Genomic DNA, 13,852 nt, shown 5'->3' on the forward strand with positions numbered 1-13,852 from the left:
CCGTTCCTCGGGTCCGGTGCCGGTGATGCTAGCCGCCCCGGGGACCGGCCACCGACCACACCGAAAGGGCCGCCCATGCCCACCATCCGCCTCGGCCACCACCTCACAGCCCCCACCAGCGGGATGCTGGACGGCACCCCGTACGAGCAGCTGGAGCAGACGGAGTTGTCCGGCTTCCTCGCGCTCTGGGAGGGCTGGCACCGCCAGGCACTCGCCCGGCTCCCGCACCGCATCCACCCCACCGCGCAGGTACACCCCACCGCAATCATCGGCGACGACGTGATCATCGGCCCCCGCGTACGCGTGTGGGAGTTCTCCACCGTCCGCGCCGGCTCCGTGCTGTGCGCTGACGTCTCGGTCGGCTTCAACTGCGAAGTCACCCGATCGTTCCTCGGCGAACGGGCCGTCCTCGGCCACCGCATCGGAATCAACCGCACCCTCGTCGGCGCCGACGCCCACCTGTCCGCCAACCTGACCGTCGCGGCCATCAGCATGTGGAGCCCCCACATGAGCAGACCGGAACGAGAGATCATCCTGCGTACCCGCGACGGCCTCTACCGCTGCGGCTCACCACAGTTCGGCGCCCTGATCGGGGACCGGGTCCAGACCGGCAACAGCATCAGCCTCGGCCCCGGCCTCGTCCTCGGACGCGACTGCCGGATCGCCAGCGGCGTCACCGTGGCTGCACGCACCCTCCCCGACCACAGCGTCATCACCGCACCGCACACTTCCGACGTCCACGTCCGCCAGCGACCCGCACGCCGCTCGTCGCGTCCTGCGGCGCCTATCAGGCAGGTGCCGGTGGCCCCGGCAGACACCAGGCCGCCGCCTATCGTGATGTCTTCGGACACCTGACGCGCGATCATGTGCACCGGCGGGGTGCAGCGCAGCGTCACAGGCGGCCTCGGGGCCCTGACTGAGGTTGCCGAGGAAACCCATGATCGCGGTGTACCAGCGGGGGAAGCCGTCCACGAGGTCGGCGCTGCCCGACTCCCGGAAGGTGTCGACGAGTTCCCTGGCGTTGCTCGATGACCGGAAGGGAGGACTCCTCCAGGGTGCGGCCCCGGAAGGCGGGGGGCGGTCGCCGTCGGACGGCTGCCCCGCACCCGGTACGCGGGCCCGCGGGCACACCAAAGATCGTCGCTGCGGCAGCCGCTGGCAAGGGGTACCGGCGGACGGACCCGCCCCGCGACGCCCCGCGGCCCGCCCGCCGCACCCTCCGCGCGCTCTCGGCAAGGACCGCTGTGACCAGGCACTTTGAGCCGTTCGACGGTAATGACAACGGTCACCGGTGCAGCCTTTGGATCTTTTGCCGAAGTGCGGTTTGCTTCCCCCGGACGACCCAGGAAGGAGCGCGCCATGACCGAGCACGCCCACGGGCACCACACCGACCCCGCGGACCGCCCGCACGGCAGCCACGGCCATTCCCACAGCCACGCGCACACCGTCGCACCGGACGCCGACCGGCGCTGGCTGCGCGCCGCGCTGGTACTGATCACCGCCTTCATGGCCGTCGAGGTGGTCATCGGCGTGCTGGCCCGCTCGCTGGCGCTGATCTCCGACGCCGCCCACATGCTCACCGACGCCGCCTCGATCGTGCTGGCGCTGATCGCCATGCGGCTGGCCGCCCGGCCCGCACGCGGCGGCTACACCTACGGCCTCAAGCGCGCCGAGATCCTCTCCGCCCAGGCCAACGGCATCACCCTGCTCGTGCTGTCCGTGTGGCTGGCGTACGAGGCGGTGCAGCGGCTGATCGCACCGCCCGCGGTAACCGGCGGCCTGGTCCTGGTCACGGCGCTCGCGGGGGTGGTGGTGAACCTGATCGCCACCTGGTTCCTGTCGAAGGCCAACCGCTCCAGCCTGAACGTCGAGGGCGCCTACCAGCACATCCTCACCGACCTGTTCGGCTTCGTCGCCACCGCCGTGGCCGGCCTGGTCGTGCTGACCACCGGCTTCGCGCGGGCCGACGCGCTCGCCACGCTCGTCGTCGTCGCGCTGATGCTGCGGGCGGGCTACGGCCTGGTCCGCGAGTCCGGCCGGATCTTCATGGAGGCCGCACCGGCCGGCGTCGACCCGGACGCGCTCGGCGACCACCTGGTGGCGACCGACGAGGTCGTCGAGGTCCACGACCTGCACATCTGGCAGATCACCTCCGGGCAGCCCGCGCTCTCCGCGCACATCCTGGTCGCCCCCGGCGGCGACTGCCACAAGGTCCGCCGCCGCCTCCAGGAACTGCTGAGCACCGAGTACGGCATCACCCACGCCACCCTCCAGGTCGACCACGTGGGCGAACAGGACGGTGCCGACACCGTCCTGCACGTCACCTCGGGCCCCCGCCCCGCCCCGCACCCGACCGGCCACTGCGAGGACACCCACGGCCCGGTCCACCGGCCGGGCCCGCACCGGCACTGACGACGCGGCCGGCACTCCGGGCGGCGCGGCCCGCCCGTGGCGCCGGCCCGTGGCCCGACGGCTCACGGGCGCCCACTCGCCCGGGTGAAACCGGCCGCGCCGCGGGCCGCACGGACCGGCCCGCGGTGCCCGCGGTGCTCGGATGGGCGGCATGCGAACCGTCGTCCTCAGCGCGCTGCTGTGCGCCGCCGCCCTCCCCGCCCAGGCCACAGCCCCGTCGCATCCGCTCGCCCCGCCCGGCGCGCCGCAGGTGACGGTCGAGGTGACCGACGGCGTCACCGACGCGGCGGCGGGCGACCGGCTCGACTACCGCGTCACGGTCCGCAACCTCGGCGCCACCGCGCTGCACGGCGCCCGCGTCGAGCAGCGGATGCCGGCCACCACCGAGTCGGCGACCGCGCCCGGCGGCCGGGTCACCGCGGACCACACGGCCGTCTGGCACACCGACATCGCCGCGCACGCCGAACGGCGGTTCACCGCGAGCGCCGTGCTCGGCGAACGCGCCGACGCCGCCACGGCCGCCCCCGGCACCCTGCGCGCGGCCACCACCGTCTGCGTCTACGCCACCGCGTCCGCGGCCCCCGCCTCCTGCTCGGGCGACGCCGACGACCTGCCCGAATCCCGCCCGGGAAGCGCCGCGGGGCAGACGCCCTGGTCGCACTGGCTGATCGGCGCGGGACTCCTCGGCGCCGCCGCCCTGCTGTTCCGCGGCCGGCGCGGCACCACGGGCGCCGGCCGCCGCACCACGGCAGCCGAACCCTCCACCGGTACGGCCCGCACCTGAACCGCCCCGCCGCGCCCGTCCGGATCACCCATTGGCACCGGTCCCGCTCGCGGCCGCCGTCCGCACCCGCTTGCCTGGAACGTGGCCACTGCCCACCCGCTGGAGGAAGGACCGGACGCGATGTCAGCGAGCGCACCCGTACGCGCGGGCGGCCGGGTGGCGCGGTCCGGGCAGCCGCGGGCGGCGGGCCGGCGTCCCGCCCGTACGTCCGCCGCCGCGGCGCTGCTGCTGCTCGGCACCCTGCTGCTGCCGCTGAGCCTGACCGCCGTCTGGGCACGCAACGAGCTGACCGACACCCGCCGCTACGTGGCGGCCGTCGCGCCGCTCTCCGGCGAGAGCACCATCCAGAACGCCATCGTCGGTGACGTCACCGACGGCGTGATGGGCCACGTCCGCCTCGACGGCCTGCTGGAGGCCATCCCGCGGGCCCAACGGCCCGCGCTGCGCGAGCGGTTCACCCGGGGCATCCGCGAGTTCGTGGACAAGCAGGTGCGCCAGGTGGTGACCGGGCGCGGATTCCCGTCCGTCTGGCGGCAGGTGCACCGCAGCGCGCACCAGGCGCTGGACACCACCCTGACCGCGTACGGCAGCTCCCCCGTCATCCTCGACCTCACCCCCGTCATCGAACGCGTCAAGCACCAGCTGTCGGCGAACGGCCTGGGCATCGACATCGCCCGCCGGGTGCCGAGCACCGGCGCCCGGATCGTGCTGCTGCACGCGTCCGACGTGCCGCGCGCCCGCACCCTCTACCAGGCCGTACGGACCGCCGCCCTGGTGCTGCCGCCCCTCGCGGCGCTGTGCCTGCCGGCCGGGCTGCTGCTGGCCCGTCGCAGGCGCCGCGCGCTGCTCTGCGCGGCGGCCGGCTGCGCCGCCGCCACCGCGCTGCTCGCCGCCACCCTGGCACTGGCCCGCAACCACGCCCTGGCGGCGCTGCCCGCCGCGATCCCGCGCCCGGCCGCCGCCGCGTACGCGGACGCGCTGACCGCGTCGCTGCGCACCGGCATCACGCTGCTGTCCTGCGCCGCGCTGCTGGTCGCCCTGGCCGCCGCCGTGACACCGCCCGCCGCCCGCGCCCTGCGCTCCGTACTCCCCGCCCGCCGCTGACCCGGGGCGCCCGGCTCCGGCACACACAACGGCGTGGCCCCACGGGAGATGTCCCCGTGGGGCCACGCCGTGCCGCTGCCGTCCTGCCCTCAGATCGCCAGCACCGTCTTGCCGTGCGCCCGGCCGCTGCGGCTGGTCTCCAGGACGTCGGCGGCCTCCTCCAGCGGCACCTCCCTGCCGACCAGGACCGTCAGCCGGCCCGCGTCGACCTGCCCGGCGAGGATGTCGAGGAGCTGCGGGGACGGGCGGTTGACGAAGTTGAAGCCGCGGAGGTTGTGCTCGGTGAGCACGTCGGCGTCGGCCGAGCCGACGGTCGAGACCGCCGTGCCGCCGTCCCGCACCGTCCGCGTCATCTCGCCGAACTCCTCCGGGCTGCTGGTCAGATCGATCAGCACGTCCACGCCGTCCGGGTACGCGGCGAGCAGCTGCTCGGCGACCGGGCCCGCGGTGTGGTCGATGACCTCGTTCGCGCCCAGGCTCCGCATCAGGTCGGCCATGACCGGGCGGGCGGTGGCGATGACGTCGGCGCCGCGGCCGTGCGCCAGCTGCGTGACGAAGGTGCCCACCCCGCCGGTGGCGCCGACGATCAGCACCCGGCGCCCCTCACTGATCCGGGTCTCCTCGACCAGGTTGTAGGCCGTCATGCCGGCCGTCGGCACGGCGGCCGACGTCGCGTAGGTGACGCTGCGGGCGGCAGGAGCGAGGGACCGCTCGCCGGTGACCGCGAGTTCGGCGTACGAACCGCCGCCCCGCTCCAGCCGCTGGAACTGCCCGAACACCGCGTCACCGGCCGTGAACCGCCGTACGCCGGTCCCGACGGCCAGTACCTCGCCCGCCCCGTCCGTCCCCAGGACCAGCGGGAACGAGGTCGTCGACGGATCCCCGAACCGTCCGTCGGCGACCTTCCAGTCGATCGGGTTGACCCCGGCTGCGGCCAGCCGCACCAGGACCTCCCCAGGCCCTGGCTCGGGCTGTGGCAGATCCATGAGCTGCGGCTGTGCACCGAATGCGCTGACTGCTACGGCTCTCATCGTGGCGTTCCCTTCCACCCTTCCGACCGGAGGCCGGGGTGGATCGTAAGCACGCCGGTGCGGCGGGATGCGGCAGGAGAGGAGGCGGCGTCACGGAAGCAACTCGTACGGCCCCCCGGGTGGCGCCCCGATCCGGGCCCGCACCGGGCGGGCCCACCCGTTTGCCCGCATGAGGGGACCGGCCGTGCGGTGCGGGATTCAATGGGCCGATGATCCGGTTCGAGTCCGTCACCAAGCGCTATCCCGACGGAACCACCGCCGTCGACGACCTCTCCTTCGAGGTCGGCGAGGGCGAACTGGTGACCCTCGTCGGCCCGTCGGGCTGCGGCAAGACGACGACGATGATGATGGTCAACCGTCTCATCGACGCCACCGCGGGACGCATCCTCGTCGCCGGCTCGGACATCGCAGCCGTCGACCCGGTACAGCTGCGCCGCCGCATCGGCTACGTCATCCAGCAGACCGGCCTCTTCCCGCACCGCACGGTCCTCGACAACACCGCGACGGTGCCGGTCCTGACCGGCTGGAAGAAGCCGAAGGCCCGCGAGCGGGCGGCCGAACTCCTCGACCTGGTCGGCCTGGACCCTGCCGTCTACGGCGACCGCTACCCCGACCAGCTCTCCGGCGGCCAGCGCCAGCGCGTCGGCGTGGCCCGCGCCCTCGCCGCCGACCCGCCCGTCCTCCTCATGGACGAACCCTTCGGCGCCGTCGACCCGGTCGTCCGCGAACACCTCCAGAACGAGTTCCTGCGCCTCCAGGAGGCGATGCACAAGACGGTGCTGCTGGTCACCCACGACATCGAGGAGGCGATCCGCCTCGGCGACCGCATCGCCGTCTACGGGGAGGGCCGGATCGAGCAGTACGACACCCCCGCGCGGGTGCTCGGCGCCCCGGCCTCCCCGTACGTCGCCGAATTCGTCGGCTCCGACCGGGCGTTGAAGCAGCTGTCGGTGACCGGCATCGACCGGGCCGACCTGGAGCGCCCGCCGTTCGCGCGGCTCGGCGAACCGGCCGCCGACGCGGTCGCCCGGCTGCGCGCCGAGAGGGCCCGCTGGGCGGTGGTGCTGGACGAGGCGGGGGAGTTGCACGGCTGGGTGGGCACCGAGGAGATGGCCGGAGCCGCGGGTCCGGTCTCCGGGCACGCGCGCCGGATGGAGGCGTGGGTTCCGGTGACCGGCACGCTCAAGCAGGCGTTCAGCGAGATGCTGGGGCACGACGCGGGCTGGATCGCGGTACTGGAAGGCCACCGCTTCCTGGGCGTGCTGACCCCGACGGCGCTCCACGAGGCGCTGCGCCGCACCATCGCCCCCGATGAGCGGGGCGCGCCGCGCGAGCGCGCCGAGGTGGACTCGGTGCCCACGGAGTGAGCACGGCGCCTACGGCTTCTTCGGCAGCAGGCCCTTGGACGTGAGGTAGTCGCGTGCCACGTCCGCGGGCAGCCGGCGCCAGCTGTCCACGCGCTGGTTGAGGCGGGCCAGGTCGGCGGTGGTCAGGACGGAGTTGAGGCGGTCGAGGACGGCGGTGACGCGGGGGCCGCCGGCGCGGGCGCGGTTGACGACGGGGATGACGTAGTCGGCGTTCTGCAGCTTCTTGTCGTCGGCCAGCACCACCAGGCCGAACTGGTCGAGGGTGGCGTCCGTGCTGGTGGTCAGCAGCATCTGGTCCTGGCCGTTCTGCACGGCCTGCTTGGCGGGGGTGGTGCCGACGCCCTTGGGGTCGACGGCCGTGACGTGGATGCCGTACGTCTTCTTCAGGCCCGGCGCGCAGAACGGCCGCTGCACGCACTCGTCGCCCGCCGCGAGCCGGACCGGCAGCTTCGCCCGGCCCAGGTCACTGAGGGTCTTGAGGCGGTGCTCCGCGGCGTAGGAGGCGCGGACGGCGAAGGCGTTCTGGTCGACGGCACGGCCTGGGGCGAGGGCGGACAGGCCGCGCGGGGCGGCCAGCTTGCGCAGCGCGGTCATGGTGGCGGCGAGGCCGGGGGAGGCGACGGGCGGCGCGTCGGGACCGTGGGTCTTGGCGTTGAGCCAGTCGGCGAAGGTGGCGGCGTACTCCGGGACGACGTCGATCCGGCCGCTCTCCAGGGCGGGTTCGTACAGCTCGCGGTTGCCGACGGTGAGGATGTCGGCGTGGAAGCCGGCCGCGCCGAGCAGCGCCGCGTACATCTGGGCGAGCAGCTCGCTCTCGGTGAAGCCCGCCGAGCCGACGGACAGGTCGTGCCGGTCGCCGGGTGACGCGGTGACGGTGCCACGGTTCTCCAGGGACGGGCCGCCTGTGCAGGCCGCCAGGAGGGCACCGCACAGCAGGGCGACGGATATGCAGCAGCGGCGGACGCGGCGCCGCCGGAGGGCGGCCGGCGTCATCGCATCCGTCCGCGCGCCCAGGCCGGCGCGCACCGCTGTCCGGCCTCGAAGGCCGCCTCCATCAGCAGCGCGAACACCGCGACGACGACGGCGCCCGCGACGACCTGCGGGGTGGAGGCGAGGTTGAAGCCCGCGGTGATGATCCGGCCGAGGCCGCCGCCGCCGACCAGCGCGGCGAGCGTGGCGGTCGCGACCAGCTGCACGGCGGCGATCCGGACGCCGGTCAGCACCAGCGGGAAGGCCAGCGGCAGTTCGACCCGCCACACCAGCTGGCGGCCCGTCATCCCCATGCCACGGGCGGCCCGCACCACATCCTGGTCGACCTCGCGCATCCCGACGTAGGCGTTGGTCAGCAGCGGCGGGATGGCGAACAGCACCAGCGCGATGACGGTCGGCCACTCCCCGTGCCGCCCGAGCGGCGTCAGGAGCAGCAGCACGAGGATGGCGAAGGTGGGGACGGCGCGGCCGATGTTGGCGAGGTTGACCGCGAGGGCGCCACCGCGCCCGAGGTGGCCGAGGGTGAGCGCGACGGGCAGCGCGATCAGGCAGCTGACGGCGAGGCAGCCGACGGTGAGCCAGAAGTGCTGGACGAGGCGGTGCCAGATGCCCATCTCGCCGGACCAGTGGGCGGCGGTGGTCAGCCAGGACCAGACCTCGGCGAGGGTGTTCACGGGCGCCGCCCGGCCGCGGCGAGCCGCCGCGCGCCCGCGCCCCGGCCGCGCGCGGGCCGCCCGGCGCGCCCCCGCCGCCACGGCGTGAGCAGCCGCTCGGCACCGAGCAGCAGCAGGTCGAAGGCGACGGCGATGAGCACGCACAGCACCGAAGCGGTGAGCACCTGCGCCTTGAAGAAGGAGTTCATGCCCGCGTAGATGAGGTTGCCCAGGCCGCCGTGGCCGACGATCGCGCCGACGGTGGTGAGCGCGACGGCCGAGACGGTGGCGATCCGCAGCCCGGCCATCGCCGCGGGCAGCGCCAGCGGCAGTTCGACGGTGAGCAGTTGACGGGTGGGCCCGTAGCCCATGCCGCGGGCGGCGTCCTTGGCCTCGGCGGGTACGCCTTCGAGACCGGCCAGGATGTTCCGGACGAGCAGGGTGAGCGAGTACAGCGCCAGACCGACCACCACGAGGGCCGCGGACAGGCCGTAGAGCGGCAGCAGCAGCGAGAACATCGCCAGCGACGGGATCGTGTAGAGCACGGTGGTGAGGCCGAGGACCGGGCCGGCCGCCCAGCGCCTGCGGCGGGCCAGCAGCGCCAGCGGGAGCGCGATCACCAGGCCGAGCAGGACGGAGACCACGGTCAGCTGGACGTGTTCGAGCACCGCGTCGAGCAGGATGTGGCGGCGGGTGCTCAGGTAGTCGCCGCAGATCCAGTCGTTGCGGGCCAGGCAGTCGTCCGGCGGGGCGGTCACGGTACGAGTCCACCGCGGGCGGGGCGGGGTGTCGCGCGGGCCGCGTCCGATCGGGGCGGCGGGGCGAGCCGGTGGCGGTGGCGGTTGGCCGGTGGCGGTTGGCCGACGGTGGCCGTGGGGTGCTGTGGGGCGCCGTGGAAGCCCTTGGGGCGCCCTTGGGGGCCGCACCCACCCCCACCTATACATCGAGTGTGTACTCCATATGTATAGTTCCCTCCCGGGTGGTCGCCCCGGCCAGGCTCCGCCCCGTCTTCCCCCTTGCCCCACTCCGGAAAGAGCCCCGCAATGCCGAAGCACCCCCGCGCCGCCACCGCCCGCAGCCGGTCCATAGCCGGGCTGCTGGCCGCCGGCTCCCTGGCCCTGGCGCTCAGCGGCTGCACCTCGTACGACGTCACCGCGCCGGCCGACGCACGGGACGACGCCCCCGCAACGGCGGTCAAGGCCAAGGACGCGAACGGCGACGACGTCGACTGCCGCAAGGCCAAGTGCGTCGCGCTCACCTTCGACGCGGGCCCCAGCGAGAACACCAACCGCCTGCTGGACATCCTGAAGAAGGAGAAGGTGCACGCGACCTTCTTCATGCTCGGCAAGAACCACATCGCCGAGCGCCCCGCCGAGGTCAAGCGGATCGACCGCGAGGGCCACGAACTGGCCAACCACACCTGGTCGCACCAGATCCTCACCGACATCAAGCCGGCCGAGGTCAAGCGGGAACTCTCCCGCGTGCAGGACCAGGTCCACAAGATCACCGGCAAGACGCCCAAGCTGATGCGCCCGCCGCAGGGCAGGACCGACGAACAGGTCGCCGAGATCAGCAAGGAACTGGGTCTGTCACAGGTCCTGTGGAGCGTGACCGCCAAGGACTACCAGACCACCGACTCGAAGCTGATCACCAAGCGGGTGCTGGACCAGACCGAGAAGGACGGCATCATCCTGCTGCACGACATCTACAAGGGCACCGTGCCGGCCGTCCCCGGCATCCTCAAGGAGTTGAAGAAGCGCGGCTTCACCATCGTGACCGTCTCCCAGCTGCTCTCGCCGGCCGCACCTGAGCCGGGGATGGCTTACCGGCCTTGAGGCGGGAGCCACCGGCCGCGAGGCGGGGGTACCGGCCGCGAGGCGGGGGCGGATCCGTCTCCGGGTGGGGCGGGCCCATCGCGCTCCCCCCACCCCCGAACCCACCCCCGCCCCCTCCCCCGTAGGGGGAGAGGGGGGAGGGGGCGGGGGAGCCGTTCCTCAGCCCCGGAGCCGGCCCTCAGCAGCAAAACCGGCCTCTCGGCAGCGGCCCCCGCCCACGCCCGCGGACCCGGCCCTCAGCCGTCAGCCGCGCCCCGCCGGCTCGGCCTCCGCCCGCCGGCCCTCTGCGGACGCGGCCGGCGGTGATGCGGGCGCCCCCGGGTGCGTGGTCCCCGGTCCGCCCTGCTCCTTGCCCTTGCCGTGCTCCGCGCCCGCGCCGGGCCGCGGCTTCGCGGGCGCCGCCTCGACATCCTGCGGGAACGTCAGCTGCCGGCTCTGCCACTCCAGCGCCGGCACCACCTCGCGCCGCCCGGTCGCGAACTGGTGGCTGCCGCGCGGCAGGATGATCGAGTCGACGGTCATCGGCTCCTTGACCGCGTGGATGAACTGCATCGTGGCGCCGTAATCCGGCTCACCCTTACGGCTGCTGGCGACGAGGGCGGAGATCTGCGGCGCCGGCAGGTTCTTCAGCCGCCACAGCAGATCGTGCTCCCGCTCGCGCTTCGCGCCCTCGGGCCCGGGGCCGAACAGGCTGCCGGTGGTCAGGTCGTCCTTGATCGCGTAGTCGCCGGAGAGCGAGACGGCCGAGGTGTAGATCTTCGGGTTGCGCATCGCCAGCTGGAGCGAGCAGCTGCCGCCCGACGAGTAGCCGAACGCGCCCCAGGCGCTGGGGTCGTGGCCCACCCGGTACGCGGACTTCATGGCGTCCGGCAGGTCCTTGGTGAAGAACGTCTCGGCCTGCGGGCCGCCCGGCACGTCGACGCACTCGGTGTCCCGCGGCGGCGCGATCGTCGGCCGCACCATCACCATCACGGTCGGCTGCATCGTCCCCTTCTCGATGAGCTTCCCGGCGTTCTGCGGGATCTGCAGATGCTGCGCGAGGTTCATGATGCCGCCGGGGTAGCCGCTGATCACGACCATGACGGGGAACCGCTGGCGGCGGAACTGCGGCTGGAAGTACTGCGGCGGCAGATAGACGAACGCCGGGTTGATGGCCCGGGTCCTGCGTCCCACTATCCGCACCGACTCGATCTTGCCGACCTTGTCGGCCGGGCCCTGCGGCAGCCCCGACACCCGGTCGAGCCCCTGCGGCCCCGCGGGCTGCACCAGCCCGCCCTTGACGTCCCCGACGGACGCGTACCGCCCGCCGCCCTGGCTCACCGCCACCGGCGCCTTGTCGTTGTTGCCCAGCAGGTCGTCCCAGCTGCCGTAGAACTCGAAGCTGTTGTTCACCGCGAGGGCCAGCGCGCACACGATCGACACCTGGGTGAGCACGATCGCCCCGAGCCGCCCCAGCAGGACCCGCGCCCCGCGCCCCGACAGCCTCGGCCACAGCCACACGGTCAGCGCGACGAGAATCAGCGCCAGCGCGACCACCGTGTATTCGAGCAATGGACTGGTCAGCCCCATGCGCCTGCATCTCCCGTCACCCTCGCGAGGGCTCTTGCCCTGGTACCGGTCACCGGCCGCCCGGAGCGAACAACGGGCGGTCCTGGCCTATGGTCACCGGATAAGACGGGAGCTTTTGACCATCGGATACCAGTCGGGCGCGGTTTCTTACCCACCTCTTGCCGGGCTGTGTCCGGGACGTGATGTCCGGCCCGCATCGCAGAGGGACGGCAGCCCGTACCGGATGGAAGGCGACGCACCGTACGACGTCCGGAACCGCGCCGCACGCGTACTGCCGCCCGGATCAAGGGAGTTGCGCGAGCACCGGCCGCTCCCCCGCCACCTCACCACATGCCCCGGCCCCACAGACCGGACGCACAGTCATCCGCAGCATCCCGCCGACCCCACGGGCCCCGCCCCGTTGCACCCGCCGACGTCACCATGAACCCGTGGCGGATCCCGCGCTCCACGGTCCCGCCGCTTGGCCCGCACCGCATCCCACCGGCACACTCCCCCTGCACCCACCACGCGGCACGCGAGGTCCCACGTTCACGCCGGGGATGGCCGCTACCCTTACGTATCCGTCCTGGTCAGGGACATGTCCGCAGCTTCAGGGACATACGCCGCACCCCACCACACGCAAGAGAGGTCCGCCGATGGGCATTCGGAGTCTGCTGCGCAACGCTTTCGGTCGCTCCAAGGCGACCCGCGAGGAGTCCGGCGCGGCACCGAGCGGCACGGAAACGCCGGAACCGGCCACCCCGTCCGCCACCATCCCGGAGGCCCGCGAGGAGTCCGCCCCGGGAGCCGGGGCCGCACCGGCACCGGAGAGCGAATCCCCGGCCACCGACGCCCCCGTGGCCGAAGTCCCCGCCGCCCGCACGGCCCCCCTCGAATCCACCCCCGAACCCGCCGCCCCGGCCACCGCATCCCTCCCGGCCCAGGGCTCCCCGGTGGACACCGAGCCGTCCACGACCGCCACGGGAACGGACACTTCATCGGACACGGCCGACGCCGACGCCGGTGCCGACTCCGCTGCCGCCACGGCCACACCCCCCACCGAATCCGACGCGAAGCCCGAGGCCGCGAAGCCCGAGGCGGCAACGGCAGAGGAGGCGACGGCGGAGGAGGCGACGGCAGAGGCATCGGCGCCGGCGGAGGAAGCCCCCGAGGCGGACACCGCGGCGAAGTCCGAGGCCACAGAGCACGCCCCGGCCGACAACCCGGTCGACGCCCCGTCGCCCGCCGACGCCCCGTCACCCACCGACGTACCGGCCCCTGCCCCCTCCCGGAACGCGACCTCCGAGGACGCGACCTCCGAGGCAGCGCCCACCGGCTCCCCCGAACCGCCGGTCTCCCTCACCAAGGTGGAGGCCACCGCCCCCGGCCTCGTCAGCCTCTACAAGTCCGCCGGCGCCATCCTGGACAAGCACGGTCTCGGCACCCAGCGCGCCGCCGTCTACCTCGTCCTCGACCGCTCCGGCTCGATGCGCAACTACTACAAGGACGGCACCGTCCAGCACCTCGCCGAGCAGGCACTCGGCCTCTCCGCGAACCTCGACGACGACGGCACCGTCCCGGTCGTCTTCTTCTCCACCGACGTCGACGGCACCGCCGACCTCGACCTGGCCCACTACGAAGGCCGCATCGAGGAACTGCACGCCGGGCTCGGGCACATGGGCCGTACGAACTACCACTGGGCGATCGAGGCCGTGGTCAAGCACTACAAGAAGTCCGGCTCCACCGCCCCGGCCTTCGTCATCTTCCAGACCGACGGCGCCCCCACCTCCAAGCCTGCCGCCGAAAAGGCCCTCTGCGAGGCCGCCGGGCTCCCCATCTTCTGGCAGTTCATCGGCTTCGGTGACCCGGAGGCCAAGGGCTTCGACTTCCTCCGCAAGCTCGACGACCTGGCCGTCCCGGACAAGCGCGTCGTCGACAACGCCGGCTTCTTCCACGCCGGCCGCGACCCCCGCGCCCTCTCGTCCGACGAGCTGTACCAGCAGCTGATGGTCGAATTCCCCGAGTGGCTCACCGAGGCCCGCGCCGCAGGCGTCCTCAAGCACAACTGACCTCCGCCCCACCTCACTTACCCCACCGGCCGCGGACGGGGCCCCACCCGGCCCCGTCC

The 13,852-nt window shown here is 73.5% G+C and carries 12 protein-coding genes; 7 read left to right on the plus strand and 5 right to left on the minus strand.

The features are described from left to right. Positions 1–75 precede the first annotated feature (75 nt). From LIU39_RS14920 to LIU39_RS14940, 4 genes are all read left to right on the plus strand, one after another. Positions 76–855, plus strand: coding sequence for an LbetaH domain-containing protein (locus LIU39_RS14920; protein ID WP_227047180.1), 780 nt, complete (start codon positions 76–78; stop codon positions 853–855). 504 nt (positions 856–1,359) lie between these two features. After that, positions 1,360–2,412, plus strand: coding sequence for a cation diffusion facilitator family transporter (locus tag LIU39_RS14930; protein WP_227047181.1), 1,053 nt, complete (start codon positions 1,360–1,362; stop codon positions 2,410–2,412). A 151-nt stretch (positions 2,413–2,563) separates the two neighbouring features. Beyond that, positions 2,564–3,196 (plus strand): hypothetical protein, encoded by a 633-nt coding sequence (locus LIU39_RS14935; RefSeq protein ID WP_227047182.1) that lies wholly within the window; start codon positions 2,564–2,566, stop codon positions 3,194–3,196. A 120-nt stretch (positions 3,197–3,316) separates the two neighbouring features. Continuing rightward, positions 3,317–4,300, plus strand: a complete 984-nt coding sequence (locus tag LIU39_RS14940; RefSeq protein ID WP_227047183.1) for a hypothetical protein — start codon at positions 3,317–3,319, stop codon at positions 4,298–4,300. An 89-nt stretch (positions 4,301–4,389) separates the two neighbouring features. On the opposite strand, the gene LIU39_RS14945 is transcribed toward LIU39_RS14940, so the two are convergent. After that, positions 4,390–5,331 (minus strand): NADP-dependent oxidoreductase, encoded by a 942-nt coding sequence (locus LIU39_RS14945; protein WP_227047184.1) that lies wholly within the window; start codon positions 5,329–5,331, stop codon positions 4,390–4,392. Positions 5,332–5,540: 209 nt separating this feature from the next. Here LIU39_RS14945 and LIU39_RS14950 point away from each other — a divergent pair, with 209 nt between their 5' ends. Continuing rightward, entirely contained in the window at positions 5,541–6,698 is a 1,158-nt protein-coding gene (locus LIU39_RS14950) for an ABC transporter ATP-binding protein (RefSeq protein WP_227047185.1), read from the plus strand. Between the two features lie 9 nt (positions 6,699–6,707). Here the strand turns inward: LIU39_RS14950 and LIU39_RS14955 are convergent, their stop codons facing one another. The 3 genes from LIU39_RS14955 to LIU39_RS14965 are packed head-to-tail and all read right to left on the minus strand — an operon-like array spanning position 6,708 to position 9,099. After that, complete coding sequence (locus tag LIU39_RS14955; RefSeq protein WP_227047186.1) at positions 6,708–7,691, minus strand: ABC transporter substrate-binding protein; 984 nt, start codon at positions 7,689–7,691, stop codon at positions 6,708–6,710. Beyond that, entirely contained in the window at positions 7,688–8,362 is a 675-nt protein-coding gene (locus tag LIU39_RS14960) for an ABC transporter permease (protein ID WP_227047187.1), read from the minus strand. The genes LIU39_RS14955 and LIU39_RS14960 overlap by 4 nt, the downstream gene beginning before the upstream one ends. Further along, positions 8,359–9,099 (minus strand): ABC transporter permease, encoded by a 741-nt coding sequence (locus LIU39_RS14965; RefSeq protein WP_227047188.1) that lies wholly within the window; start codon positions 9,097–9,099, stop codon positions 8,359–8,361. Before LIU39_RS14965 ends, LIU39_RS14960 begins: the two co-directional genes overlap by 4 nt. Before the next feature lie 285 nt (positions 9,100–9,384). Here LIU39_RS14965 and LIU39_RS14970 point away from each other — a divergent pair, with 285 nt between their 5' ends. Next, positions 9,385–10,176, plus strand: coding sequence for a polysaccharide deacetylase family protein (locus LIU39_RS14970; RefSeq protein WP_227047189.1), 792 nt, complete (start codon positions 9,385–9,387; stop codon positions 10,174–10,176). A gap of 243 nt (positions 10,177–10,419) precedes the next feature. On the opposite strand, the gene LIU39_RS14975 is transcribed toward LIU39_RS14970, so the two are convergent. Next, a complete protein-coding gene (locus tag LIU39_RS14975; RefSeq protein WP_227047190.1) occupies positions 10,420–11,745 on the minus strand; it encodes an alpha/beta hydrolase in 1,326 nt (441 codons plus the stop codon). A gap of 635 nt (positions 11,746–12,380) precedes the next feature. On the opposite strand from LIU39_RS14975, the gene LIU39_RS14980 reads away from it, so the two are divergent. Further along, entirely contained in the window at positions 12,381–13,793 is a 1,413-nt protein-coding gene (locus tag LIU39_RS14980) for a vWA domain-containing protein (RefSeq protein WP_227047191.1), read from the plus strand. Positions 13,794–13,852: the final 59 nt, after the last annotated feature.

Origin of the sequence: Streptomyces pinistramenti, assembly GCF_020564935.1 — a bacterium.
Classification (GTDB): domain Bacteria; phylum Actinomycetota; class Actinomycetes; order Streptomycetales; family Streptomycetaceae; genus Streptomyces; species Streptomyces pinistramenti.